Consider the following 24,862-nt stretch of genomic DNA (forward strand, 5'->3'; position numbering starts at 1 on the left):
GTCCTACATTAGATAGATATCCGAAGTCTTAAGGAGTTAATGATGGAGCTTTTGTACCGTGGATACTTGATCAGCCCTAGTTGTCATTTTTATCCTGATCTAAATCGTTGGGGAGTTAGGTTCTTTGTCCGCAAGGACAACTTGGATAATACGGTGCTAGTCCCGTTTGATGTCTCTGACATGGATTGCGACTCAGAAGTAGAGGCTCAGCGGCATAGCCTTGCTGCCGCCAGACAACGGGTTGACCGGCATTTAGATGACCAAGACGGATCCCTAGACGGCCTCGACTAAGCCTTAAAGCCCTTTAATATCCCCCGGCCGGGCATGGCGGCACGATAGCCGCATGACCCGGCTATCTGACTCCCTTCACTGGCAACCCGCCCTCGGCAGCTTCGGCATCGTCGAAACCGTGGTGGACATCGACCAGGCCATCCGTGTGATCTTGCGCACTCCCAAGGGGAGCGACCCGCATCGCCCGGAATTCGGCTCCAACCTGCACCTCTACCAGGATTACCCGGTCGACCAGGCCGTGCCGCATGTGGTGCGCGAGACGGTCGAGGCGATTCGCCAGTGGGAGCCGCGCTGCGAGCTGGTCAAGGTCACGCCAACGATTGAGGAGTCCCGTATCACCCTGCGCGTGCAGTGGAAGCTGGGCGACGGCATTGAACGTGAGACGGAGGTGCGCCTGTGAGCCTGCCCGAGCCGAATTTCATCGACCGCGACCCGGACGCCATCACCGCCGAGATCGTGGCGCAGTACGAGCAGCTGTCTGGCAAGACCTTGTATCCGGCGCAGGTCGAGCGGCTGCTGATCGACGTGATCGCCTACCGCGAGACCCTGGTGCGCATCGGCATCCAGGAGGCGGCCAAGCAGAACCTGGTGGCCTACGCCCGCGCGCCGATGCTGGACTACCTGGGCGAACTGGCGGGCGTCACCCGCCTGCCAGCACAACCTGCCAAGACCACCCTGCGTTTCACCTTGGAAGTGGCGCTGGCCACCAACCTGCTGATCCCGGCCGGCACTCGTGTCGAGGGCGGGGATGGCGCGGTGACTTTCGCCACCGACGCCGACGCCACCTTGCTGGCCGGCCAGCTGTCAATCGACGCCGTCGCGACCTGCGAGGAGCCCGGCGCCGCCGGCAACGGCTGGCAGCCCGGCCAGATCAACAGCCTGGTCGACGAACTGGGCGACGTCGAGGTCGTAGCCGCCAACACCACGGTGACCAGCGACGGCTACGAGGAGGAGGAAAACGACCGGCTGCGCGAGCGCATCAAGCTTGCTCCGGAGTCCTTCTCCAACGCCGGCAGCCGTCTGGCCTACCGCTTTCACGCCCTCAAGGCTCACCAGAGCATCGTCGACGTGGCGGTGCTGTCGCCCACGCCCGGCGTGGTCAAACTCTACCCGCTGCTGGTCACCGGTTTGCCCGACGCGAACATACTGTCCCTGGTGGCAGCGACCTGCTCAGCCGACCGCGTGCGGCCGCTGACCGATCAGGTGCAGGCCCTGATGCCGTCGCCCGTCGACTTTACGATTGACGCTCAACTGGTGCTCTACACCAACGTCGACGCCGCCAGCGTAAAGGCCCAGGCACAGGCCAATGCCGAAGCCTACAAGGCCGACCGCGCCGCCGGTCTCGGCCGCGACGTGGTGCCGAGCCAGGTAATTGCCGCCCTGCAGGTGGCTGGCGTGTACCAGGTGATCCTCAACGCGCCGGCGCTGAAGGCGCTGGCCGAGAACGAGTGGGCGCACTGCACGGGCATCACCCTGACCGTGACGGGCTCAGTCAATGGCTGACGCGCTGTTGCTCCCGCCACCGCTGGCTGGCGACGAACGGTTCCGGGCTCTGGGCCGGATTGCCGCCCGAATCAGCGATATTGACCTGTCTCCGCTGCTGGTCTATCTGGTTGATGCCGTTAACGCCACGGCGCTGCCGCATCTGGCCGAGCAGTTCCATGTCATGGGAGATGAAGGTTGGAATCTGGCCGGCAGCGACGCCGAGCGCCGAACACTGATCAAAGCCGCAATCGAACTGCACCGCTATAAAGGCACACCTTGGGCGATCAAGACCGCGCTGGCGAAGATTGGTTATCCCGACTCGGAACTGATCGAGTACCACGACTACTCCCGGCATTGGACAGCAGCAGGCGGCCATACCCTCAATGGCGACTGGCTTCTGGATGGTGGTGTGGGTCTTGTGGCTCCGGCCGGTATCCCGCTTCGTCGTGTAGCGCTCAGTCACTGGGCCGAATATGCGATCCGGCTCAATGTAGGAACCGACCTCTGGACCCAGGAACAGCAACGGGCTATCCGCCGCATGGCCATGATGTACGCGCCAGTGCGCAGCCATCTGAAGTCGCTTCTGATCTGGGCATCTCTGGAATTCGACGCCAGTGTCCGTCTGACCGGCTATCGCGGCCGCGTGCATACCCGTCTCGACCGCTGCCGGCGTCTGAGTGCGCACAACCGCACGACGCTCGACGGCTGCTGGCTGCTCGATGGCGACGACGCCCCGCTGATGCTGGCCAGCTGGCCGCTCGACGGCCGCCGCCTGCACGGACGCACACCGGCCGGCCGGCCGCTCAATGCCGGCGCGATGTCGCTGCGCACCCGCCTGCGCCAGCGTATTCGCTCCAGCCTCGGCGGGTCGCGCACACGCACGGTCACGCTCGGCGGCAGGTTCGCCCGGCTCGATGGCCGCACCCGACTGTCCGAATCCACGCTCGGCGACGGCTGGACGCTCGCCAGTGGCCGCTCGCTGGGCGACTCCACGCTGGACCGCATCGCGGCACCACGGCTCGACGGCACGTGGCTGCTCGGCGGTGAGACCGGCCAGCCGGGGCTGTGGTTCACCGGCACCCTGACCATTCGCCGTAATGGCATCACTACAACGGAGGCCATCTGATGGCTCAACAGGCTATCGCCGTTTCGCACACGTATCGGCACCAGGTCGCGCTCGCCGCGGCCGCCGGCACCGCCATTCCGAAAACCGCGTGGATGGCATTCGGCCGTAGCGACCGACCGTATGAGCCGGAGACCGATTTCGCGCTCGGCGACGAGTTCGTGCGCGTACCGGTCACGACACAGGTCGACGGCCCGACGCTGATCGCGTCCGGCGTCCTGACCGGCGAGGCGGCCGGCGGCAACACACTGCGCGAGGTCGGCGTGTTCACCGCCGACGGCACGCTGATGGGCCGCCGCGTGCTGGCCCCCAAATCGTTCGAGCCCGACACCGAGTTCGAGGTCGAACTCGTTTTTGAATACTGAGAGGCACCATGACCCAGACCACGCTGACCCCGTCCGACGCCCCGGCGCTGACGACCTCGCTGCCGGCGCTGACCACCAGCAGCGTCGCCCACCCGGATACCTGGAATCCGACCCATCAGGCGCTGCTCGACAACGACGCCTATCTGAATGCCACCCTGGCGTCGCTGAGCGACAGCACGGACACCCGCGTCGGCGAGCTTGATGCGCGCGTGTCGGGCGTCGAGGCGACCAGCAGCGTGGCTGTCCAGCGCGCGGTCAGCCTCGACTGGCTGTATCGCGGCAACCGCGTCGCATTCGAGCTGTTCACCCCCGGCTATACGCTGATCGACCTCGCGCCGGTCCCGGTGACCGGCGGCGTCAATGGTGACGACTCGCTCGATGTGGCCAGCACCGCCAGCCTGCGCGTCGGTGATTACTATGTGCTGGCTGATGCTGGCGGCACTGCAGCTCTGGTCCTGGTGTCGGCCATCCTGTCGGCGACCCGCCTGCGCCTGAGCGCGAATCTCGGCCGCGACTGGACGGCCGGCGCGACCCTGTCGCGGTCGAGCCTCGACGTGCGCGGTGCCGCAAACGCGGTGGCCGCCGTCGGTGACCTCTACCTGAGCCGCCCGATCAATATCGGCACCGACCTCGACGGCGGTGCCGTCGTGCTGCGCCGCACGCTGAATGCCGGCGAGGCGCGGCTCTACTACCGCGATGCCTACCAGACGACCTGGCGCGAGTGCGGCTGGTCGGTGCGTCGCCAGGGCGATGGCGTGCCGGCCGGATTTGCCGACTACGAATACATGTTGCCGATGCGTGGCGATGGCGCGCTGCGCCTCGACATCAGCGGCGAGCCGATGACGATTCACCATCTGGTCGCGCTCGGTGCGCCGACCGGCCTCGGCGGGTTCATCAACCCGGCCCAGCGCCCCAATACCCCGACCCTCAGCGTGCCAGCTGCTGCTGCCACCAGCATCATGGAGCGGCCGACGCTGGCGCTGGCCGGTTACAGCAGCCCGGCCAACAATGCCCAGGCGGCAGTGCAGTTCCAGTTGTCGGTGACGGCGGATTTTGCGGCGGTGCTGCACGACTCCGGCGAACTGCCGGCCGGGCTGTCCTACCCGCTGCCGGCCGGCGTGCTGGCAGTCGGCAAGACCTATCAGGTGCGCGCCCGTGTCCGTGACGTGGCCGGCCTGTGGTCGGACTGGTCGGCCGCCAGCGCGTTCACCACCGCTGCATCGTTCGTCTACGTCGCCACGCCGACGCTGACCGGTCCGGCCATGAACGCGGTCGACATCCCCGAACAGCCGACGCTGGCATCGAGCCCGTTCGCCGTGTCGGGCGCGACCGACACCCATGCGGCGAGCCAGTGGCAGATCCGCAGTGCGGCCGGCAGCTATGCGGCGCCGGTCTGGGACAGCGGGACCGATACCGTCAACAAAACGTCGGTCGTGACCCCGGCCGGCAAACTGCAGCCCGGACAGAACAGCTATTTCCTGCGCGTGCGCCACCAGGGGGCAGCCAAGGGCTGGTCGGACTGGTCGAATGAAATCAGGATCACCACCAAAACCCAGTTTGCCAACGTGATCGGCATCGTGCTGGCCCAGACCGGCGGCGGAGCCGGCACCTGGCGGCGCATCGACGAGAACGGCAATGACCGGGTCACGGATGCGTCGTTTTTCAACACGCACCCGGTCTATGGCGCCGTCAGCGACGTGACGATCGACGGGCAGGCGATGGTCCGCATCCCGGCGTTCTATGTGAAGACCGGTACGCTGGCCGCAGGGCCATATGCGGGGCGTCGATTCTGGTCGATCTCGGACCAGCCGCTGCCCGGCTACGCGCTGCACCCGGCATTCATGGTCGATGGGGCGCCGGTCGGGCAGTTCTGGGTCGGCAAGTATCAGGGGGCGATGGTTGCGCAGAGCCTGAGTTCGGTTGCAGGGTTGAGTCCGCTCAACCCCACAAATTTCAACAATGTTCGGGTGTACGCAGCCAATCGCAACGTGGGCGGCGCCAGCGGGTTCAGCCTCTGGAATTACCACCAGTTGTCGGCCATTCAGTTGCTGGCCCTGATCGAGTTCGGGGGGGCCGACAGTCAGGCGCTGGTGGCGCCTGGCCATCTGAGCGGCGCGCCAGTTGGTACAAACGCCCCCGCTAATCTCGCGGCGTCGTGGCGGGGGGTGACCGGTTTGTGGGGGAATGTGTTTCAACTGGTAGAGGGGCTGCGTATCGCGCCGGATGACAGCATCCAGATCTGGGACAACAGAGGGACGCGGAACTGGGTGACCACATCCGCCAAAATTGGGCCGTTTCCGGTGCCGGTGACGTTTTCGACTGCGCAGGGTACGGGTTATGACCTGTCGCTGACGTTCGTACCTGGCACCACCTCGAATATGGTTACTGACAGCAGCAATGGCGATTATTTCAACGCGAAACAAACGGCCGGTTATCGGGTTGCCATGCACGGTGGGGCCGCGGGTTACTCAAATGCTGTTGGTCTGTTCTGCCTGTATCTGCTGGGGGACGACGCTGAGGTGTTTGGTGGTACCGGCTCCCGTCTCGTAAAGGTGTAATCATGAAAATCGAAAACCATACCCTGATCCTCGGCGAGACCCTGCTGCCCCTGCCGCGTCTCGCCACCCCGGCCACCGTCGATGTCTGGACGGTGCCGACCGACTACCGCGCCGACGGACATTTTGTCGCCGTGACCCCACTCGGCCAGCCACCGGAAATTCCGGCCTGCGCGATGGCCGATGCCGAGTACCTCGGTCAGCTCACGCTGGCGCCCGATGACGACGCGCTGCTCGATGCGGCTCGACAGGCGGCACTGGCACGCATCAATGCCGCATGCAGCGCAGCACTGGCCGCGCTGGCCGCCAGCTACCCGGACGGCGAGGTCACCAGTTGGGCGCAGCAGGTGCGCGAGGCTGAGGCGCTGGCGCACGATGCCGGGGCCGACACGCCGCTGCTGTCGGCGATTGCCGGTGCACGCGGGCTGACCGTGGCCGTGCTGGCCGAGCGGGTGCAGGCCAAGGCCGCTGCCTATGCGCTGGCGTCCGGTGCGCTGATCGGCCGCCGCCAGGCCGCCGAGGACCGCATTGCTGCCGCCGGGACGCTGGACCAGGTGCAGGAGGTGACGTGGTGAAACAGCGCCTTGCACTACTCGGGATCTGGTCGCTGTGCATGCTGGCCAGCCTCATTGCCGGGCTGTGGATGCTGCTCGCCGTAGCATTCGGCAGCCGGCGCGCCTGGACACTGGCTGTCGCGCATGACCAGCTGGCGAATGCAGCATTCGGCGGGAGCGAGGACGAGACCATCAGCAGCCGTGCCGGGCGTGGTGCCAGGCGCGGGATTTATCGCTGGTGCCTGCTGTGCCGATTGCTGGACCGTATCGATCCCGGACACTGCGAAAGAAGCATTGAAGACGGCAGCAAGAAGTCTGCCTAAATCGTAGAGACGGCGACCGGGAGGGTGTTGACGCACAATCCCGGTCAGCTGACCCGCAGAACGCCCTGCAAGTCACCCCAAGGCCGCCACCGTGGGCCCACGGTTCGGCAAGCGTAGCGGTGAATTTCATTTATGAAAAGAGCCTTGCAGATGTTACAAACCTCAGCAACACCCCTTGTCCCCTGGATCGGGGGCAAACGCAGGCTGGCAAAACACATTCTGCCGCTGTTCCCGAGTCATGAATGCTATGTCGAGCCGTTCTGTGGGGCGGCTGCACTCTACTTCCTGAAAGCGCCGACCAAGGTTGAAGTGATCAACGACGTGAACGGTGAGCTGGTCAACTTATATAGAGTCGTGCGCCACCACCTGGAGGAATTCGTCCGGCAGTTCAAATGGGCGCTGACCTCGCGACAAATCTTCAAATGGCTGCAGATCACGCCCGAGGAGACGCTGACGGACATCCAGAGAGCCGCACGCTTCTTCTACCTGCAGAAAATGGCCTTCGGAGGCAAGGTCCGTGGGCAAAGCTTCGGCACGGCCACGACCAGCCCTCCAAGTCTCAACCTGCTGCGCCTGGAGGAAGACTTGTCTACCGCGCACTTGCGCTTGAGCCGCACGTATATCGAGAACCTCGACTGGAGCGACTGCATCAGGAAATATGACCGCGAACACACCCTGGTGTACTGCGACCCGCCGTATTGGGGCACGGAAGGGTACGGCGTCGATTTCGGCCTGCACCAGTACCAGCGCATGGCCGAGCTGGCCAAGAGCATCAAGGGCCGCATGGTCATCTCGGTCAATGACATCCCGGAGATGCGCCAGGCGTTCGACGGTCTGGCCATCAAACGGGTGGACATCAATTACAGCGTCGGCGGCGCGGGCCGCAGTCAGGACAGGTCGGGCGAGCTGATCATCTGCAACTGGTGATCAAGCTCCAGAAGAGAGGAAGGGGCCACGCGGCCCCTTCTTGCAGGAATGAAATTTTGTTGCAAATGCTGGAAGGATGGACCATCTACCATTTATCGTGCAAAAAGCGCTCAGTTTTCGCGCCGCGCTTCAGGGTGCGCCGGGCCATCCCTTGGTCACTCCCCCGCTTCCTCCATCACCCACTCCCTGAACGCCCGGACCGCCGGCAGCTCGGCCGCATCGGGCCGGGTCACGAAGTAATAGGCAAACCGGGCCGGCCACGGTTTGTCGAGCACCTGTACCAGATGCCCGGCGGCAATCTCTTCCTGCGCATGAATCCGGGGAACCAGCGCCAGCCCCTGCCCGGAGGCGGCCGCGCGGATCAGCAGGTAGTCGTCGTCGAAGCTCGATCCGCGCTCGGCACGCGGATCGTCCGCCACGCCATGCGCGGCCAGCCACAACGGCCAGTCAGCGCGATCGCTGCCGTGCAGCAGCGGATAGTCCAGGCAGTCCTTCGGACCGGACAAGCGCGGAACCCGTTCGGGACTGGCCACCGGCACCAGCACCGGGGCCATCAGCCGGGTGGTGTGCAGCCCGGGGTAATGGCCCAGCCCGTGGCGCAGCGCCACATCGACCCGGTCGCGCCACAGGTCCACCAGCGCGGAGGTGGTCTCGACCCGGACCTCGATACCGGGGTGACGCCGGGTGAAGCGGCCCAGTCGCGGCACCAGCCACGATGCGGCAAAGCTGGCGACGGTACTGACGGTCAGCGTCTGCCGGGCGCCGGTTTCGACCAGCCGGTCAACCGCGCGTTCCATCTGCCCGAAAGCTTCGAGCAGGTCCGGATGGACACTGGCGCCGGCCTCGGTCAGACGCAGGCCATGGCGCTCGCGGATGAACAGTGTCGTGCCGGTCCGCTCTTCCAGCAGCCGGATCTGCTGGCTGACGGCACCGGAGGTGACATGCAGCGCCAGGGCAGCGGCCTTGATGCTGCCGCGCTGGCCCACCTCGACGAAAGCGCGCAACGCAAGCAGTGGCAGGGGTTTGGTCATGGCATTCAGTTTTTCTAAACCTTGATGGCAAAAGCATCGTTTCCGCTTTGACAGCCGGAAGGCCACCATGCGCGTGCAATGACTCATTGTCATGAGTCACAAAAACCAAAGCAACCGGAGCGTGCCATGATCCAGCTGTACACCGACAGTTCCCCCAATGGTTTCAAGATCACCATTGCACTGGAGGAACTGGGCCTGCCCTATGTGCTGCATCACGTCGATATCGATAAGGGCGAGAACCGGCGCCCTGAATTTCTGCGCCTCAATCCCTTCGGCCGCATTCCGGTGCTGGTCGATGACGGCAGCGGCATTGCCCTGTTCGAGTCGGCAGCCATTCTGCTCTATCTGGCCGAGAAAACCGGCCGTCTGCTGCCGACGGAGGAAAAGGCGCGCTGGGAGGCCATCAAATGGCTGACCGTACATGCAGCCAGCGTGGGGCCGCTTGTCGGCCAGCGCGTTCACTTCGAGCTGTTCGCGGCAGAGCGCCATCCTGCGGCAATCGAACGCTACCGCCGCCTGACCGACGATGCCTTCTCGGTGCTGGATTCGCATCTGGCAAGCCGGCCGTATTTTGCCGGCGATGACTACTCGATCGCCGACATCGCCCATTTCGGCTGGACCCATATTGCGCAGATTATCCGGTTCGATTTCAGCGCCCTCCCTCACCTGAGCGCCTGGCATCAGCGCATCGCCGCCAGGCCGGCGGTGCAAAGGGGCGTCACCCTGCCGGCGCCCGCCACGGGAGCCTGATACCGTGCTCCGGAGCGAGCGGTGTTGATGCTTTCTCTTGCCAGCACCATCCAAACCGGCAAATCATGGCGTCATAACCCCAGTCTGCGGAGATCCATTCAATGCATGTACGGCCTGAAGCGCTGACCGCCATCGTCGCCAGCGGACGTCCGATCGAAGTCGGCATCCTGTTGTTTCCCGATGTGGAGATTCTCGATTTTGCCGGTCCGTTCGAAGTGTTCTCGGTCGCATCCCGCGTCACCCGCCGCAATGGCGCGCTGGCCACGGTGCCGTTCCGGGTATCCACCGTGGCGGCACAGCGGGAAACGGTCGTCGCACGGCATGGGCTGCGGGTCGAGCCGGATCATGATTTTGCCGATGCGCCGGCCTTCGACCTGCTGATCGTGCCCGGCGGGGTGATGACCCAGCCGCTGGCAGATCCGGCGACGCTGGACTGGGTTGCCGCGGCCGCCCGTGCGGCAACGCTGACCGCCTCGGTCTGCACCGGTGCCTTCGTACTGGCCCGGCTCGGTCTGCTGGACGGTCTGGAGGCCACGACCCACTGGGAGGACATTCCCGATCTGCGCGCCGCCTTCCCGGATGTGCGGGTGGTGGAGGACGTGCCGTTCGTCGATGAAGGGCAGATCGTCACGTCGGCCGGCATTTCGGCCGGCATCGGCATGAGCCTGCATCTGGTCGGCCGCGTGCTCGGCACCGAGCTGGCCAGCGCCACGGCAAGACAGATGCAGTACGACTGGACGCCGCGCGCCGCCTGAGCGGCACTCAGGGCAGGCACTCCTGCTGCCCGGCCTCGGCACAGGCGCTGGTCGCGGACCCGGCCACGGGCGCCGTCCGGCTGGCCGGTCCGTTCCTTTCGCCGGCCAGGGCCGAAGCGCTGATCGGGCACAGCTTTCTGGCCGGCTATCAGGCTGCCATGCTGCTGTTGCTGGCGCTGTCGGCCGGCGTCCTCATGCTGCCTGGCTGGCTTGGCCGGCGCCAGGTCAGGCTGGTGTCTGCCGGGCGTGCGACACGCCTGGCCGGCATGGCTCGCCCGGTTCATGCAGCCAGTCAGCCAGCGCCTGCGTCACCGCAGACGGATTCTCCATCGGCGCCAGATGACCGCTGTCGGGAATGACCACCAGTCGCGCACGCGGATTCAGTGCCGCCATCTCCCGGTGTGCCGCCAGCGGCGTCAGCAGATCCTGTTCGCCGCAGGCGATCAGCAGCGGGCAGTCCAGCGACTGCAGCACGGCGGCACCATCCTCGCGGACCAGCCCGCTCTGGCGCAGGAACACCTCGCTGCCAAGCCGCGAAGTCATGGCGCGGATGCGGCCGATCAGCGCTTCGTCATGCCGATGCGCCGGCGCCAGATAGGTGTCGAGCATGCGGTCGCCAAAGGCATTGAAGGTACCCTGCAGGCGCACCAGCTGCTCGTGCGAGCGGCGCAGTGCGGCGCGTGCCGGCGTATCGGGCCGGATGGCGGTATCGAGCAGGGCCAGTCGTTCGATGCGCTGCGGTGCGCGCCGGGCGATTTCCTGTGCCACATAGCCGCCGAGCGAAAAGCCGGCCAGGGCAAAGGTCGGGGCGGCATCGGCAAGCACGCTGTCGGCCAGCGCCTGCATCGACTCGCCGCGCGTAATGTCGGCCACCCGGCAGTCGGCCAGGCCAGCGAGACCGGTCAGCTGGTCACGCCACAGTCCGGCATCGTTCAGCAGGCCGGGGATCAGGATCAGTTGCGGACGGGAAGCGGGGTGCGGATCGGTGGACATGCAGGCATTCGGACTGGAAGTGGCCCGACTTTAGTTCCCGACTCGAAATATGTCCAATATATGATAACGTTAACTTCAATACATTTTGGAGATACCAGATGGAACTGCGGCATATCCGTTATTTCCTGGCCGTGGCCGACGAACGGAACTTCACCCGCGCCGCCACCCGGATCGGCATCGGCCAGCCGCCGCTCAGCCAGCAGATCCGCGATCTGGAGGCGGAAGTGGGCACCGCCCTGTTCCATCGCGTGCCGCATGGTGCCGAGCTGACCGATGCCGGCCGCGCATTCCACGATATCGTGCAGGGCTTCCCGGCCCAGGCGGCGCGCGCCATCCATGCCGCACGGCGGGCCGCCCGTGGCGAAACCGGCGTGCTGCGCGTCGGTTTTACCGGCACGGCCGCCTTCGATCCGGTGGTGCAGGCCGCGATCCGTTCGTTTCGCGGTGACTATCCCGAGGTGGAACTGACACTGGAAGAAGCGAACACGACCCGGCTGGTCGCCGGTCTCAGTGCCGGCGAGCTCGATGCGGTGTTCCTGCGCGCGACCTCGGCCGAGAGCGAAGCGCTGCAACTGCGCCAGGTGTCGGCCGCGCCGATGATCGCCGTGCTGCCCGAGCATCATCCGGCCGCCGCCTCGTCGCGGTTGCGACTGGAGGCGCTGCGCGACGAGGCGTTTATCCTCACCCCGCGCCCGGTCGGGCCGACCCTGTTCGATACCGTGATCGCCGCCTGCCGCGATGCCGGCTTCGAGCCGACACTCGGTCAGGTCGCGCCGCAGATCAGCTCGGTGGTCAGCCTGGTGGCCGCCGGACTCGGCGTCTCCGTCGTGCCGGCCTCGATGCGCCAGTTGCAGCTGGCTGGCGTGGTCTACCGCGAAATCGACGGCGACGGACCCGTTGCCAGGCTGTCGCTGGCCTGCCGTCGTTCGGACAGCTCGGGCGTGGTACGGAACTTCATCCGCCACGCGGTCGGCTGAGCGCACGGCTCAGCCGGAATAGTTCGAGATCTCGATCAGATTCTGGTCCGGATCGCGCAGGTAGACCGAACGGATCGGCCCGCTGGCCCCGGTCCGCTCGACCGGGCCTTCCTCGATCGTGATGCCCTGCCCGTGCAGTTCGTCGATTACCTGTTCCAGCGGCGTGTCGGCAATAAAGCACAGATCGGCCGAACCGGCGGTCGGCAACAGCGCCTTCGGTTCGAACTCGCGCCCGGTCTGGTGCAGATTGATTTTCTGCCGGCCGAACACCAGCGCCTTGCGGTCGCCGCGGAAGGTCACGACCTCGAAGCCCAGCACCTGCCGGTAGAACTGGCAGCTGCGCTCGATATCGGCCACGGTCAGGACCAGATGGTCAAGCCGGTTGATCTGCATGATTGCGCATCCCTGATGAAAAAAGTGCCGGTACTTATTCGCCGCGACGCTGCAGGACCAGCGCCGCCACCAGTGCCAGCGCCAGCAGCAGCAGGGCGAAGGCCGCCACCGCCGGCCAGCCGGCATGCTCCCAGAACCAGCCGCCCGAGGCGCCGAGCACGCTGGAGCCAAGATAATAGGCCAGCAGATACAGTGATGCCGCATGCCCCTTGGACTGCCCGCCAAGCCGGCCGACCCAGCTGCTGGCCACCGAGTGGGCGACGAAGAAGCCGATGGTCAGCAGCACCACGCCGCCAATGACCAGCACCACCGATGCCGACAGCGTCAGCAGCACACCGAGCGCCGCCAGCGCAATGCCGGTCAGCAGTACCGGCGCCCGGCCATGGCGGTCGGCATGGATGCCGGCGGTGGACGAGGCGACGATACCGAACAGATAGGCGCTGAAAATCAGCCCGATCGCGGTCTGGCTCAGGTTGAACGGCGCCTGCATCAGCCGGAAGCCGGCATAGTTGTAGACGGTGACGAACATCCCCATCACCAGAAAGCCGATGGCGAACAGCCACGGCAGCCCGCGATGGCGGAGCTGCTGGCCCCAGGTGCGGAAATGCCCGGCCAGCCGGAACTGGCGGCGACGCACGAAGTGCCGTGACGGCGGCAACAGCAGCAGGAAGCCAATCGCGGCCAGCAGGTCCACCACGCTGACCACGGCCAGCGCGGTGCGCCATGAATACAGGTCGGTCAGCATGCTCATGCCGACACGACCGATCATGCCGCCAAAAGCCGTACCGCCGACATACAGCCCCATGGCCCGTCCGAGGCCGGCCGGGTGGATTTCCTCGGCCAGATAGGCCATCGCCACCGCCGGCACCCCGCCCAGCACCAGTCCTTCCAGCGCGCGGGCGACCAGCAGTCCGTGCCAGTCCGGCGTCATCGATGCCGCCAGGTTCAGCCCGGCGGCCAGCGCCATCGATGCGAACATCAGCGAGCGCCGGCCAAGATTTTCGGACAGGGCCCCGGCCACCAGAATGGCAAATGCCAGACAGCCGGTGGACAGCGACAGCGCCATCGCACTGGTGGCGGCACCAATATGAAAATCGGCCGCGAACAGCGGCAGCAACGGCTGCACGCAGTACAGCAGCGAGAAGGTGGCAAAGCCGGCCAGAAACAGCGCCAGACTGATGCGCCGATAGGCGCTGGTGCCCGCTTCGGCCCAGCTCGCCGGCGCGGCGGCCGGTGTCAACGCCGGATCGGAACAGGCGGGAGGAAGGAGGACGGCGGTGTCGGTACTCATGCCGCGAGTATCGACCGGCGATTTTCATTCGTCCAATATATGAAATAGTAGTATTTCATCTGTTTTACAGATGGCAGCCCCCCCCCTGCTTACTCCCCGCGCGCCGCCAGCTGGCGCAGCTTGTCCTTCTTGCTCGGCCGCTTGCCCTTGATGCCGCCATTGGACGGCGCATCGGCCGGCGCGGTCGCGGTCTCTACCGGCTCGAAACCGGGAATGCGTTCGCGCGGCACGCGGCAGTGCTGGCGTTTCTCGATCAGGCGGAAATGCGCGTCGGTGTCCGCGCTGACAAAGCTGATGGCCAGACCGGTTTCGCCGGCGCGGCCGGTGCGGCCGATACGGTGGGTGTAGTCGACCGGCGAGCGCGGCAGGTCGTAATTCAGCACCACCGGCAGTTGTGAAATGTCGATGCCGCGTGCCGCCACATCGGTGGCGACCAGCACCTGCAGGCGAGAGGCCTTGAAGTCGGCCAGCACCTGGCTGCGCATGCCCTGGCTGCATTCGCCGTGGAACGGCGCGGCGTCGATGCCGGCCCGGTACAGCTTGGTGGCGACCCGGTCGGCGGCCAGCTTGCTGGCGACGAACACCAGCACCCGCTCCCAGCCGTTTTCGCGCAGCAGATGACGCAGCAGCAGGGTACGACGGCCGGCATCGACCTCGATCGCCCGCTGGCGGATGGCCGGCTCGTCGGTGGCCGTGGCCGGCACGTCAATGCGCAGCGGGTCGTACAGCAACTGCCCGGCCAGCGTCCGGACCGCATGCGGGAAGGTCGCCGAGAAGAACAGGTTCTGCCGCCGGACCGGCAGCAAGTCGAGAAGGCGGCCGATTTCATCGGCAAATCCCATGTCGAGCAGGCGGTCGGCCTCGTCCAGCACCAGCGTTGTCGTCCCGCCGATATCGATGGCATTGTGGTCGATCAGGTCCAGCAGCCGCCCTGGCGTGGCCACCACGAAATCGGCGCCGCCGCGCAGTGCCTGCATCTGCGGATTGATCGACACGCCGCCGAACAGTGCGGCGACTTTTACCGCCGCCGGCAGAGTCTGCGCCAGCGCCTGCAGCGTGTCGCCGACCTGCGTCGCCAGTTCGCGCGTCGGCACCAGAATCAGGGCGCTGACCGGACGCGGACGCTGGTCGCGGCGCCCTTCCAGCCAGTATTGCAGCAGCGGCAGCGCGAACGCCGCCGTCTTGCCGGAACCGGTCGGCGCCGAGGCCAGCACGTCATTGCCGCGCAGGATGGCCGGGATGGCCTCGACCTGGATCGCAGTCGGGGTGACATAACCCTGTTCGTCGACGGCGCTCAGCAGGGCGGGACACAGTCCCAGGGCAGAAAATGACATGAAGAAGCCTTGAAATGACGGGAAAGCGCACGAAAACTGGCGCCATCCCGGGGGCAGAACCCCGGAAAGGCGCCAGTTTAAGGGCTCGCGTCACCAAGTCCAAGACCGGTGACCGGCGGTGGCTCAGGCCGACCGGGCTTTCGACGGCTTCAGCGCATGCGCACCATCACCGATCAGTGCCAGCGCTGCGGCGGCCACGGTCAGGAAGATCGGGTATTCCCAGCCACCGTTCGGGTTGGCAAAGCTCCAGCCGTTGCCGAAGTGGACGGTCGAGGCGGCAAACAGTTGCACCACGGCCAGCAGGGCGACCCAGCGTGTGAATACGCCGAGGACCAGCAGCACGCCGGCGCCGATCTCGAAGGCGATCACCGGATAGGCCAGCCAGCCGGGGAAGCCGACCGAGGCGAAGAAACCGGCGGTGCCGGCCGGGGTGAACACCAGCAGCTTGGTCAGGCCGTGGGCGAGAAACATGATGCCCAGTGCCAGGCGAAGCAGCAGGGCGGCATACGGGGTAGTGCGGGAATCGGTCATGACGGTATCTCCGGGGTAAGGGGTCAGATCAGGGAAAGCGGCTCGGCGAGCCAGTGTTTGAAGTCGTCGACCACGGTCAGGCTCAGTTCGTGGCCAATCGGGTACAGCTGCGTGCGATGCGGCACGCCGAGCGCGTCGAGCCACTGGTCGGCCCGTTCGGCCCAGGCGACCGGCAATTTGTCGTCGAAGCGCCCATGGGCAATAAAGCCGTTGCTGCCGGCCAGTTCGGTGCGCGGCGCAAGGTACGGTTCGAGCTCGGGCAGGATGCGTCCGCTGAGCACGGCAAAGCCGGCGACGTCGAGCGGCGCGCTCAGACCGACGCTGGCGCTGAGAATGCCGCCCTGGCTGAAACCGGCAACCACGGTACGGGCCGGCGTCCCGCCGTCCTGCGTTTGCAGCCCGCGCACCAGCGTCAGCAATTGCTGGCGGCTGCGCTCGGCCTGCACTGGATCGATGACCGGGCCACCAGCGCCGAAGCGGACCTGGAACCAGGCGAACTGCTCCGGACCGAGCGCCAGCGGCGCCCGCACCAGCACGACCTGCACGCGCGGATCGATGGCGGCGGCCAGCATGGCCAGATTGGTTTCATTGCCGCCGACGCCGTGCAGCAGCAACAGCCGCGCCGACACCGGACCCGGCCTGCCCTGCTCGCGCAGCCGGTAATGCAGCCCCGATCCGGGGTCTTGTTGCAGCGGACCGAAGCCGCTGTCAGGGCGGATATTCATGTGGATCTCCTTTACAGCTGGGGAATGGCGGGTTCGGCACCATGGCCGATCAGGTACGATTCCATCGACAGCACGCCATCGGTAATGCCGCCGTCGATCACCGTGACCGGGGCGTTGCTGCCGCCGGCCCCCAGCGCCACCAGCAGTGGCAGAAAATGTTCTTCGCTCGGATGGGCGCGCGCGGCCTGCGGTGCCAGCCGGCGATAGTCGAGCAGGCCCGGTACATCCCCGGCCAGCACCGCGGTGCGGACCCAGCGGGTGAAGTCCCCGACATAGCCGGCATCGTCACCGTGACGACGAAACTCGAACAGGTTGTGGGTCATGCCGCCGGAGGCGACGATCAACACGCCCTCGTCCCGCAGCGGCGCCAGCACTTGCCCCAGCCGCAGTGCGCCGGCCGGATCGAGCGGATGCGGCAGCGACACCTGGAACACCGGCACGGTGGCCTGCGGCAGCAGATGCATCAGCGGCACCCAGGCACCGTGATCGAGGCCGCGTACCGGGTCGGCTTCGGCGGGAATGCCCGCCTGGCGCAGCAGTGTCAGCGTCCGCGCTGCCAGCGCCGGGTGCCCGGGGGCCGGATAGCGCAGCGCATACAGCGCATGAGGAAAGCCGCCAAAGTCGTGAAGGGTTTCCGGCTCGGCCGCATGGCCGACCCGCACGCCGCCGGCGCTCATCCAGTGCGGCGACAGCACCAGCACGGCGCTGACCGGCGGCAACCGGCGACCGATGTCCGCCAGCAGCGCCCCGGCCCGGCCGGGTTCGAGTGCAAAGGTCGGTGCACCGTGGGAAACGAACAGAACGGGGAGCGGCATGGCGGTGTCTCCAGTGTCGGGGGCCGAATCAGGCGGCCTTGGCGATCCAGGTCGGGGCGATGGCGGTGCCGAGGCCGGCGCCATAACCGAAGTAGATGTTCAGGCCGGCCAGCGGCTCCAGGTAGCGGGCGTTTTTCAGCGGACCGGCATCGACGGCCCTGAAGCCGAGGCTGTCGATCAGCGCCTTTACCGTCTGTCTGGCACGCTCGCTGTCGCTGGCAAAGAACACCGGCGCGATCTGTCCGTCGGCAAATTGCGGACCATCGGCCAGCATCGGCGCGAACAGGGTGTTGAACGCCTTGACCAGTTCGATGCCGGGCACGGCGCGGGCGATTTCCTCGGCCGCCGAGGTGTCATGGCCAAGGGTCAGGCCCATGTAGTCGGCGGTCAGCGGATTGGTGATGTCGATGACCACCTTGCCGTCCAGCTGACCGAGCGCGCGCAGCGCCGGTACCGCATCGTCAAAGCCGGTCGCCAGCACGATCACCTCGCTGTCGCCAAGCGCTTCTGCAGCCGGCGCGGCGGTGGCGCCCGGATAGGTGGCGGCCAGTGCCTGCGCCCTGGCCAGATCGCGGCCGGTGACGCGGACGACATGGCCGACCCGGGTGAGTTGCTTGACGAAGGCCGAACCCATGTTGCCGGTACCGATAACGGTGATGTTCATGCTGTTGCCTCTATGCGTTGCTTGATCAGGAGCCCCCAGTTTATTGACCCGGACCTTGCTGATAAACACGTAGAATAAAGACTTACCATCCCGAAAAATGGAACAATATGGATCGCGCTCTGGAAATGACCGTATTTACTGCCGTGGTCGATGCCGGCAGTTTTGTCGGTGCGGTCGAGCCGCTGCGCATGTCGAAAGCTGCGGTGTCGCGCCATGTCGACGCGCTGGAGAAGCGCCTGGGCGTGCGCCTGTTGCAGCGCACTACCCGGCGGCTGTCGCTGACCGAGGAAGGGCGACTGTTCTACCTGCGCGCCCGCGAGCTGCTGGCGGCGCTGGACGAGGCGGAATCGGAGGTCAGCTCGCGTGCCGCCGAGCCCGGTGGAACCATCCGCATCAATGTGCCGGTCACGTTCGGCATCCTGCACCTGGCGCCATGCTGGGCAGCCTTCCTGGAACGCTACCCGCGGGTGTCGCTGGACGTGACGCTGAACGACCGGCTGGTCGACATGGTCGACGAGGGCTACGACCTGGCGGTGCGCATCAGTTCGCTGCCGAATTCGACCCTGATCAGCCGCCAGCTGGCGACCACCCGCATGCAGTTGTGCGCGTCACCGGCCTATCTGGCTGCGCACGGCACGCCGACGCACCCGCAGCAGCTGGCCGATCATCGCGTGCTCGCCTACACCAACTGGGCCGACCGCGACGAATGGCACTTCGACGGACCGGACGGCCGGGTCTCGATCCACCCGCACTCCTGCGTCGACTCGAACAATGGCGATACCTGCCGCGCCATCGCGCTGCGCGGCGGCGGCATCATGCTGCAGCCGAGCTTTCTGGTCGACGACGACCTGCGCCGCGGCGACCTGGTCGAGCTGATGCCCGACTACCGCGCGGCCACGCTCGGCGTCCATGCCGTCTATCCGAGCCGCAAGCATCTGCCGCCGAAGGTGCGCCGGCTGGTCGATTTTCTGGTCGATGCGTTCCGCGATGCACCGTGGAGCAGCCCGGCCGCCGACTGAGCGCGATCAGGCGATGGTGTCGACCACACCGCCATCGACCCGCAGCGCCGCGCCGGTCGTGGCCGAGGCCTGTGGCGAGCACGCATAGACGATCAGATTGGCGACTTCGTCGACCGTAGCCAGCCGCTGCAGGATCGACGATGGGCGGTGGGCCTTGACGAAGGCCGTACCGGCCTGGGCAATGGTCTGGCCGGCCGCCTCGGCATCTGCCTTCAGCATTGCAGCGACGCCTTCGGACAGGGTCGGACCGGGCAGCACCGCATTGACGGTGACGCCGGTGCCGCTCATGCGCTTGGCCAGCCCGCGCGACACCGACAGCAGCGCGGTCTTGGTCATGCCGTAATGGATCATGTCGGCCGGGATGTTCAGCGCCGATTCCGAGGACAGGAACACCACCCGCCCCCACTGCTGCCGGGCCATGCCTGGCAGATAGGCGCGTGACAGTCGCACCCCGGACATCACGTTGACATCGAAGAAGCGGGTCCATTCGCTGTCGGGAATATCGAAAAAATCCTGCGGGCCGAAGATGCCGACATTGTTGACCAGAATGTCGCACGCCGGCTGCGCCGCCAGCAGCGTCTCGCAGCCCTCGGCCTGGCTGAGGTCGGCCGCCACCCCGTACACCTTTGCCGCCGGCACCGCCGCCATGATCTCCTGCAGTGCGCGGTCGACTGCCTCGCGGGTCCGGCCGTTGACCACGACCGTGGCGCCGGCTGCTGCCAGCCCGCGCGCGGTCGCCAGGCCGATGCCGGCGGTAGAGCCGGTGACGATGGCGGTCCTGCCGGAAAGTTCGATATGCATTTCTGACTCCTTGTCTGACACGGGAATGGCCGCTGCCGGCCTTCACCCTAGCCATGACGGAAGCCGGAATCAATCCCGGCACGGGAACCTCGTGCCGGTTATGCATCTGGCAGATTAACTGTGCAGTTTTAATCAGTTCTCCGGCTCCGGGGCACTTTCTACAATCGTTCATCCCTTTTGTTGTTATCCGCCGCTTCCGTTCCGGAACCGGCCACAAGGAATGAACGATGAGTCTCGACATTTTCTGGTTCCTGCCCACTTCCGGCGATACGCGCTATCTCGGGGAATCGGCCTCCGGCCGCAGCGTGACCAACGAGTATCTGCGTCAGGTGGCGGTGGCGGCCGATACCCTCGGCTACGACGGCATCCTGATTCCGACCGGCAGCGGTTGCGTCGACCCGTGGGTGACCGCCGCGTCGATTGCACCGGTGACGCGGAAGCTGAAGCTGCTGGTCGCGGTGCGGACTGCGCTGACCCGTCCGGCCGCCGCAGCGCGGATGGCCGCCACGCTGGACCAGGCGCTGCACGGCCGCCTGCTGATCAATGTCGTCGCCGGCGGCGATGCGGCCGAACTGGCGGCGGACGGCATCTTCCTCGACCACGATGCCCGTTATGCGGAAGCCGGCGAGTTTCTGACCATCTGGCGCCAGCTGCTGGCCGGCGAGACGGTCAATTTCGACGGCAAGTACCACCAGATTCGCGACGGGAAGAACTACTTCCCGCCGGTGCAGAAGCCGTATCCCGGCGTGTACTTCGGCGGCTCGTCGCCAGCGGCGCACGAGCTGGCGGCGGAACAGGTCGATGCCTACCTGAGCTGGGGCGAACCGCCGGCGGCCGTGGCGGAGAAAATCGCCGACGTCCGCGAACGCGCGGCCCGTCATGGCCGCAGCGTCCGCTTTGGTGTACGTCTGCACGTCATCGTCCGCGAGACCAGTGACGAGGCCTGGGCCGCCGCCGAACGGCTGATCAGCCACCTCGACGACGAGACAATTGCCAAAGTCCAGCAGCGCTACGCCAGCATGGATTCGGAAGGGCAGCGGCGCATGGCCGCACTGCACGGCGGCCGGCGCGACCGGCTCGAAGTCAGCCCGAACCTGTGGGCCGGCGTCGGTCTGGTGCGCGGCGGCGCCGGCACCGCGCTGGTCGGTGATCCGCAGACCGTTGCCGCCCGGCTGAAGGAATATGCCGACCTCGGCGTCGACACCTTCGTGCTGTCCGGCTATCCGCATCTGGAAGAAGCCTTCCGCTTCGCCGAGCTGGTGTTTCCGCTGCTGCCGGGCAAGGAACACACCGTGTCCGGCGCCCAGGTCATCACCGGCGGGCCGTTCGACGCCAGCACCGTCCGCGCGAAAGTGGCCGCATGACGACGCCCGTGATCGACATGCGTTGCCGGCCGGCCTTTCTGCATGATTTCTTCGGCGCCACGCCGGGCACGGCCGCCTTCGAGACGGCACGCTGGCTGAACCGCCGTGTCGGTTCGCATGACGACAGCCATTTCACCGCCTCGCTGACCCGCGACGGCTTTCTCGACGTGGTGCGCCAGGCCGGCCTGTCCCGCGCGGTGGTGGTCGGCCGGCAGATTCCGTCGCAGCGGCTGTCCAACGACCTGATCCACGACATCGTCCACCAGCACGAGGTGCTGATCGGCATCGCCGGCGTCGACCCGGCCAGCGACGGACTGGCTGCCGTCGACGAGGCCGAACGGGCCATCGGACAGCTGGGGCTGGCCGCCATCGATATCGAGCCCGGCTTTGGCGAGCCGGCACGACGGGCCGACGACCGGGTGTTCTACCCGGTCTACGAGACCTGCGCCCGACTCGGCGTGCCGGTGTGCCTGATGACCGGGCCGACCACCCCCGACCCGGCGTTCAACGACCCGGCGCCGGTGGCACGGGTCGCGCGCGATTTTCCGCAGCTGCCCATCGTCTGCTACCACGGCTTCTGGCCGAACGTGGATCAGGTCGTCGGCCTCGCCTTCCGCCACGAGAACATCCACGTCATCCCGGACATGTACCTGTTCGTGCCCGGCAGCCAGCGCTATGTCGACGCGGCCAACGGCTTCATGGCCGACCAGTTCCTGTTCGGGTCATCGTATCCGTTCCGCCCGATCTCGCAGTCGATCGACGATTTCATCGCGCTCGGCTTCAGGGAATCGGTGCTGGACAAGGTGCTGCACGGCAATGCCGAACGCCTGCTCGGGCTGCGGCACTGACGCTTTCTTCCCCTCTCCCCGGCCGCCTGTCGCGGCCCTGATTCAGACAAAGGCTCCTGATGACACCGTTTACTCCCCGCCGCCGCACCCTGATCGGACTGCTGGCCGCCATCGGCCTGTCCATCGCCCTGCCGGGCCTGGCCTCCGCCGCCGACAAACCCGATCCGCTGCGCATCGGTTACCAGAAATACGGCACGCTGGTGCTGCTGAAAGCCCGTGGCACACTGGAAAAGCGCCTGGCGCCGCTGGGCATCGAGGTCAAGTGGGCCGAGTTCCCGGCTGGTCCGCAACTGCTGGAAGGGCTGAATGTCGGCAGCGTCGACTTCGGTACCACCGGCGAAACCCCGCCGATCTTCGCCCAGGCGGCCGGCGCCGACCTGCTGTATATCGCCACCGAACCGCCGGCCCCGGCCGGTGAGGGCATTGTCGTGCCGAGGGATTCGGCCATTCACAGCGTGAAGGAACTGAAGGGCAAGAAGGTGGCGCTGAACAAGGGCTCGAACGTGCATTACCTGCTGGTCAGGGCACTGGAGAAAGCCGGCCTGAAATACAGCGACATCACCCCGGTCTATCTGCCGCCGGCCGATGCCCGTGCCGCGTTCGAGCGCGGCAGTGTCGATGCCTGGGCGATCTGGGACCCGTTCTATGCCGCTGCCGAGAAGCAGACCGGCGCCAGACGGATCGCCGACGGCCGCGGCGGCGTGGTCGACAACAACCAGTTCTATCTGTCGTCCGGCAGCTATGCGAAGAAGAACCCGGCCGTGATCAAGGCCGTGATCGAGGAACTGGCCAGACTCGATGCCTGGAGCAAGACCCACCTCGACGAGGTCGCCGATGTGCTGTCGGCACAGATCGGCCTCGACAAGTCGATCGTGCAGCTGGCGGCCAACCGCGCGTCGTATGGCGTCAAGCCGCTGGACGGCAAGATCATCGCCGGCCAGCAGCGCATTGCCGACACCTTCTACCAGTTGAAGCTGATCCCGAAGAAACTGGTGGTCAGGGACATCGTCTGGCAGGCACCGAAATAGGCGCGAGCCCGCCCTGTCCCGACGGCCCGGTCAGAAACCGGGCCGTTGCCGTTTCTACCGCATCCGCGGTGCTAAGCAGCAAATCAATAGTTATTTTTGAAATATAAAACACGCCAATATCATGCATCCGGTTATTAGCAATCAGGCCGGGCCGGCCAGACCGGTGCGTGGCCTCCAACCGATATGGCAGGTTTGGCATGAATTTCCAGCAATTACGCATCATCAGGGAGACGGTCCGGCAGCATTTCAATCTGACCGAGGTCGCCAATGCCCTGTTCACGTCGCAGTCCGGCGTCAGCAAGCACATCAAGGATCTGGAAGACGAGTTGAACGTGGAGCTGTTTGTCCGCAAGGGCAAGCGCTTTCTCGGTCTGACCGACCCGGGCAAGGAGCTGCTGGTCATTGTCGAGCGCATGCTGCTCGACGCCGGCAATATCAAGCGTCTGGCCGAGCAGTTCAGCCAGCGTGACCAGGGCCAGCTGACCGTCGCCACCACCCACACCCAGGCGCGCTACGCGCTGCCGCGGGTCATTACCGCGTTCAAGGCGGCTTTTCCCAGGGTCCATCTGGTGCTGCATCAGGCCAGTCCTGACGAGCTGGTCCGTCTGCTGCTGGATGGTCAGGCCGATATCGGCATCGCCACCGAGGCCATCGCCGACGTGCCGGAACTGGCGTCGTTCCCGTTCTACAGCTGGCATCACTCGGTGATCGCCCCGGTCGACCACCCGCTGCAGCAGGCGCAGACCCTGAGCAAGGAAGCGATCAGCGAGTACCCGATCGTCACCTATCACCATGGCTTCACCGGCCGGGCCCAGATCGACCGTGGCTTTGCCGAGGCCGGCCTGACGCCGGACATCGTCATGACGGCGCTGGACGCCGATGTCATCAAGACCTATGTCGAACTGGGGCTGGGGCTGGGCATTGTCGCGTCGATGGCTGTGGACCCGTCCCGCGACCACGGCATCACCGAGCTGAAGGGCCCCCCGCTGTTCGGCAGCCAGACCACCCGGCTGGCCATCCGCCGCGGCCATTATCTGCGCAGCTACGCCTATCGCTTTATCGAGCTGTGCTCGTCCAGCCTCGACGAGCAGACCGTGCGCCAGGCGCTGCAGCTGTCGCGAGCACCGGAATAGTCCCGTGTGGCCGGGGCAGCCCCGGCCACACGCGGAACCGGCATCACGATGCCCCGGTATCCTGCCCCAGCACCCGGGCCAGCACCCGGCTTTCCAGCGCCACGAAGCGCGGGTCCGCACGGTCGCGCGGGCGCGGCAGATCGACCGGCAGATCCAGTCCGACCCGACCGTTTTCGATCAGCACCACACGATCGGCCAGGGCGACCGCCTCGCCGACATCATGGGTGACCAGCAGGGTCGTGCAGCGATATTGCCGCCACAGGCGCTCGATCAGTTGCTGCATGTCGATGCGGGTCAGGGCATCGAGCGCGCCCAGCGGTTCATCCAGCAACAGCAGGCGCGGCCGGTGCACCAGCGCCCGCGCCAGTGCCACGCGCTGACGCTGACCGCCGGACAGCCGTACCGGCCACTCATGGCCGCGATCGGCCAGCCCCACCTCGTCGAGTGCCTGGCGCGCGCGGTCCTGCCTGTCGTCACCGTCCAGCCCGAGACCGACATTGTCGAGTACGGTCTTCCACGGCAGCAGCCGCGCATCCTGGAACATCACCCGCACCTGGCCGGCATCATGGCGATTCAGTTCACCGCCATCGAGCTTGTCCAGCCCGGCCACCAGCCGCAGCAGCGTGCTCTTGCCGCAGCCGGAACGACCGACGACCGCAATGAACTGGCCGACCGGCACATGCAGGTTCAGCCCGTCCAGCACCGTGCGCGGACCAAAGCGCTTGCCGACCGCGCGCATGTCCAGCGCGGCGCCATTCAGGTTTTCTCGTACACTCATTTCAGATTC

General features: G+C 66.2%; 28 protein-coding genes. 17 read left to right on the plus strand and 11 right to left on the minus strand.

All coding sequences use genetic code 11. The features are described 5' to 3' along the window. The first annotated feature begins 42 nt into the window (after positions 1 to 42). The 9 genes from DFO50_RS19960 to DFO50_RS04080 all read left to right on the plus strand — a co-directional run bounded on the left by DFO50_RS19960 (position 43) and on the right by DFO50_RS04080 (position 7,623). Positions 43 to 291 carry a CV_2116 domain-containing protein gene (locus DFO50_RS19960; RefSeq protein WP_374755023.1) on the plus strand — a complete coding sequence of 83 codons (249 nt, stop codon included), beginning with the start codon at positions 43 to 45 and terminating at the stop codon, positions 289 to 291. Between the two features lie 52 nt (positions 292 to 343). Continuing rightward, positions 344 to 691: a GPW/gp25 family protein gene (locus tag DFO50_RS04045; protein ID WP_112692095.1), complete on the plus strand. Its 348-nt coding sequence runs from the start codon at positions 344 to 346 to the stop codon at positions 689 to 691. Then, positions 688 to 1,794, plus strand: coding sequence for a baseplate J/gp47 family protein (locus tag DFO50_RS04050; RefSeq protein ID WP_112692096.1), 1,107 nt, complete (start codon positions 688 to 690; stop codon positions 1,792 to 1,794). The genes DFO50_RS04045 and DFO50_RS04050 overlap by 4 nt, the downstream gene beginning before the upstream one ends. After that, positions 1,787 to 2,902 (plus strand): phage tail protein, encoded by a 1,116-nt coding sequence (locus tag DFO50_RS04055; RefSeq protein WP_112692097.1) that lies wholly within the window; start codon positions 1,787 to 1,789, stop codon positions 2,900 to 2,902. Before DFO50_RS04050 ends, DFO50_RS04055 begins: the two co-directional genes overlap by 8 nt. Continuing rightward, positions 2,902 to 3,264, plus strand: coding sequence for a hypothetical protein (locus DFO50_RS04060; RefSeq protein WP_028500631.1), 363 nt, complete (start codon positions 2,902 to 2,904; stop codon positions 3,262 to 3,264). Before DFO50_RS04055 ends, DFO50_RS04060 begins: the two co-directional genes overlap by 1 nt. 8 nt (positions 3,265 to 3,272) lie before the next feature. Further along, positions 3,273 to 5,822, plus strand: coding sequence for a hypothetical protein (locus tag DFO50_RS04065; RefSeq protein ID WP_112692098.1), 2,550 nt, complete (start codon positions 3,273 to 3,275; stop codon positions 5,820 to 5,822). A 2-nt stretch (positions 5,823 to 5,824) separates the two neighbouring features. Further along, the gene (locus DFO50_RS19335; protein ID WP_199489739.1) at positions 5,825 to 6,394 is read left to right on the plus strand and encodes a hypothetical protein; all 570 of its coding nucleotides are present in this window, start codon (positions 5,825 to 5,827) and stop codon (positions 6,392 to 6,394) included. Continuing rightward, entirely contained in the window at positions 6,391 to 6,696 is a 306-nt protein-coding gene (locus DFO50_RS04075) for a hypothetical protein (RefSeq protein WP_199489740.1), read from the plus strand. Before DFO50_RS19335 ends, DFO50_RS04075 begins: the two co-directional genes overlap by 4 nt. Positions 6,697 to 6,828: 132 nt before the next feature. Then, on the plus strand, positions 6,829 to 7,623 hold the full coding sequence (locus DFO50_RS04080) for a DNA adenine methylase (protein ID WP_233495183.1): 795 nt from the start codon (positions 6,829 to 6,831) through the stop codon (positions 7,621 to 7,623). Between the two features lie 155 nt (positions 7,624 to 7,778). On the opposite strand, the gene DFO50_RS04085 is transcribed toward DFO50_RS04080, so the two are convergent. Continuing rightward, on the minus strand, positions 7,779 to 8,654 hold the full coding sequence (locus DFO50_RS04085) for a LysR substrate-binding domain-containing protein (protein WP_028497832.1): 876 nt from the start codon (positions 8,652 to 8,654) through the stop codon (positions 7,779 to 7,781). Between the two features lie 126 nt (positions 8,655 to 8,780). Here DFO50_RS04085 and DFO50_RS04090 point away from each other — a divergent pair, with 126 nt between their 5' ends. Further along, positions 8,781 to 9,404, plus strand: a complete 624-nt coding sequence (locus DFO50_RS04090) for a glutathione S-transferase family protein (RefSeq protein WP_028497831.1) — start codon at positions 8,781 to 8,783, stop codon at positions 9,402 to 9,404. 101 nt (positions 9,405 to 9,505) lie between these two features. After that, the gene (locus tag DFO50_RS04095; RefSeq protein WP_112692101.1) at positions 9,506 to 10,159 is read left to right on the plus strand and encodes a DJ-1/PfpI family protein; all 654 of its coding nucleotides are present in this window, start codon (positions 9,506 to 9,508) and stop codon (positions 10,157 to 10,159) included. Positions 10,160 to 10,384: 225 nt separating this feature from the next. Here the strand turns inward: DFO50_RS04095 and DFO50_RS04100 are convergent, their stop codons facing one another. Continuing rightward, on the minus strand, positions 10,385 to 11,152 hold the full coding sequence (locus tag DFO50_RS04100; RefSeq protein WP_112692102.1) for an alpha/beta fold hydrolase: 768 nt from the start codon (positions 11,150 to 11,152) through the stop codon (positions 10,385 to 10,387). Between the two features lie 98 nt (positions 11,153 to 11,250). On the opposite strand from DFO50_RS04100, the gene DFO50_RS04105 reads away from it, so the two are divergent. Then, a complete protein-coding gene (locus DFO50_RS04105; protein WP_028497829.1) occupies positions 11,251 to 12,129 on the plus strand; it encodes a LysR family transcriptional regulator in 879 nt (292 codons plus the stop codon). A 9-nt stretch (positions 12,130 to 12,138) separates the two neighbouring features. Here the strand turns inward: DFO50_RS04105 and DFO50_RS04110 are convergent, their stop codons facing one another. From DFO50_RS04110 to DFO50_RS04140, 7 genes are all read right to left on the minus strand, one after another. Next, positions 12,139 to 12,522 carry a VOC family protein gene (locus tag DFO50_RS04110; RefSeq protein ID WP_107889475.1) on the minus strand — a complete coding sequence of 128 codons (384 nt, stop codon included), beginning with the start codon at positions 12,520 to 12,522 and terminating at the stop codon, positions 12,139 to 12,141. Between the two features lie 34 nt (positions 12,523 to 12,556). Further along, the gene (locus DFO50_RS04115) at positions 12,557 to 13,813 is read right to left on the minus strand and encodes an MFS transporter (protein WP_112692103.1); all 1,257 of its coding nucleotides are present in this window, start codon (positions 13,811 to 13,813) and stop codon (positions 12,557 to 12,559) included. An 89-nt stretch (positions 13,814 to 13,902) separates the two neighbouring features. Then, positions 13,903 to 15,147: a DEAD/DEAH box helicase gene (locus DFO50_RS04120; RefSeq protein WP_028497826.1), complete on the minus strand. Its 1,245-nt coding sequence runs from the start codon at positions 15,145 to 15,147 to the stop codon at positions 13,903 to 13,905. A 123-nt stretch (positions 15,148 to 15,270) separates the two neighbouring features. After that, on the minus strand, positions 15,271 to 15,678 hold the full coding sequence (locus tag DFO50_RS04125; protein ID WP_028497825.1) for a DoxX family protein: 408 nt from the start codon (positions 15,676 to 15,678) through the stop codon (positions 15,271 to 15,273). Between the two features lie 23 nt (positions 15,679 to 15,701). Further along, positions 15,702 to 16,403, minus strand: coding sequence for an alpha/beta hydrolase (locus DFO50_RS04130; protein WP_028497824.1), 702 nt, complete (start codon positions 16,401 to 16,403; stop codon positions 15,702 to 15,704). 11 nt (positions 16,404 to 16,414) lie between these two features. After that, complete coding sequence (locus tag DFO50_RS04135) at positions 16,415 to 17,218, minus strand: dioxygenase (protein ID WP_112692104.1); 804 nt, start codon at positions 17,216 to 17,218, stop codon at positions 16,415 to 16,417. 28 nt (positions 17,219 to 17,246) lie between these two features. Next, positions 17,247 to 17,882: an NADPH-dependent F420 reductase gene (locus DFO50_RS04140; RefSeq protein ID WP_112692105.1), complete on the minus strand. Its 636-nt coding sequence runs from the start codon at positions 17,880 to 17,882 to the stop codon at positions 17,247 to 17,249. A 125-nt stretch (positions 17,883 to 18,007) separates the two neighbouring features. Between DFO50_RS04140 and DFO50_RS04145 the strand changes: the two genes are divergently transcribed. Continuing rightward, on the plus strand, positions 18,008 to 18,901 hold the full coding sequence (locus tag DFO50_RS04145) for a LysR family transcriptional regulator (protein ID WP_233495184.1): 894 nt from the start codon (positions 18,008 to 18,010) through the stop codon (positions 18,899 to 18,901). 6 nt (positions 18,902 to 18,907) lie between these two features. Here the strand turns inward: DFO50_RS04145 and DFO50_RS04150 are convergent, their stop codons facing one another. Continuing rightward, on the minus strand, positions 18,908 to 19,702 hold the full coding sequence (locus tag DFO50_RS04150) for an SDR family NAD(P)-dependent oxidoreductase (protein WP_112692106.1): 795 nt from the start codon (positions 19,700 to 19,702) through the stop codon (positions 18,908 to 18,910). Between the two features lie 227 nt (positions 19,703 to 19,929). Here DFO50_RS04150 and ssuD point away from each other — a divergent pair, with 227 nt between their 5' ends. From ssuD to DFO50_RS04170, 4 genes are all read left to right on the plus strand, one after another. Continuing rightward, on the plus strand, positions 19,930 to 21,066 hold the full coding sequence (ssuD, locus tag DFO50_RS04155) for an FMNH2-dependent alkanesulfonate monooxygenase (RefSeq protein WP_028497820.1): 1,137 nt from the start codon (positions 19,930 to 19,932) through the stop codon (positions 21,064 to 21,066). Continuing rightward, entirely contained in the window at positions 21,063 to 21,914 is an 852-nt protein-coding gene (locus tag DFO50_RS04160) for an amidohydrolase family protein (RefSeq protein ID WP_112692107.1), read from the plus strand. Before ssuD ends, DFO50_RS04160 begins: the two co-directional genes overlap by 4 nt. Positions 21,915 to 21,973: 59 nt before the next feature. Then, a complete protein-coding gene (locus tag DFO50_RS04165) occupies positions 21,974 to 22,942 on the plus strand; it encodes a sulfonate ABC transporter substrate-binding protein (RefSeq protein WP_028497818.1) in 969 nt (322 codons plus the stop codon). A 197-nt stretch (positions 22,943 to 23,139) separates the two neighbouring features. Next, positions 23,140 to 24,075, plus strand: a complete 936-nt coding sequence (locus DFO50_RS04170) for a CysB family HTH-type transcriptional regulator (RefSeq protein ID WP_028497817.1) — start codon at positions 23,140 to 23,142, stop codon at positions 24,073 to 24,075. Between the two features lie 43 nt (positions 24,076 to 24,118). Here DFO50_RS04170 and DFO50_RS04175 read toward each other — a convergent pair whose 3' ends face one another. Then, positions 24,119 to 24,853, minus strand: a complete 735-nt coding sequence (locus DFO50_RS04175) for an ATP-binding cassette domain-containing protein (RefSeq protein WP_112692108.1) — start codon at positions 24,851 to 24,853, stop codon at positions 24,119 to 24,121. Positions 24,854 to 24,862 lie beyond the last annotated feature (9 nt).

The sequence above is a fragment of the Microvirgula sp. AG722 genome (genome assembly GCF_003269145.1).
GTDB classification, from domain to species: domain Bacteria; phylum Pseudomonadota; class Gammaproteobacteria; order Burkholderiales; family Aquaspirillaceae; genus Microvirgula; species Microvirgula aerodenitrificans.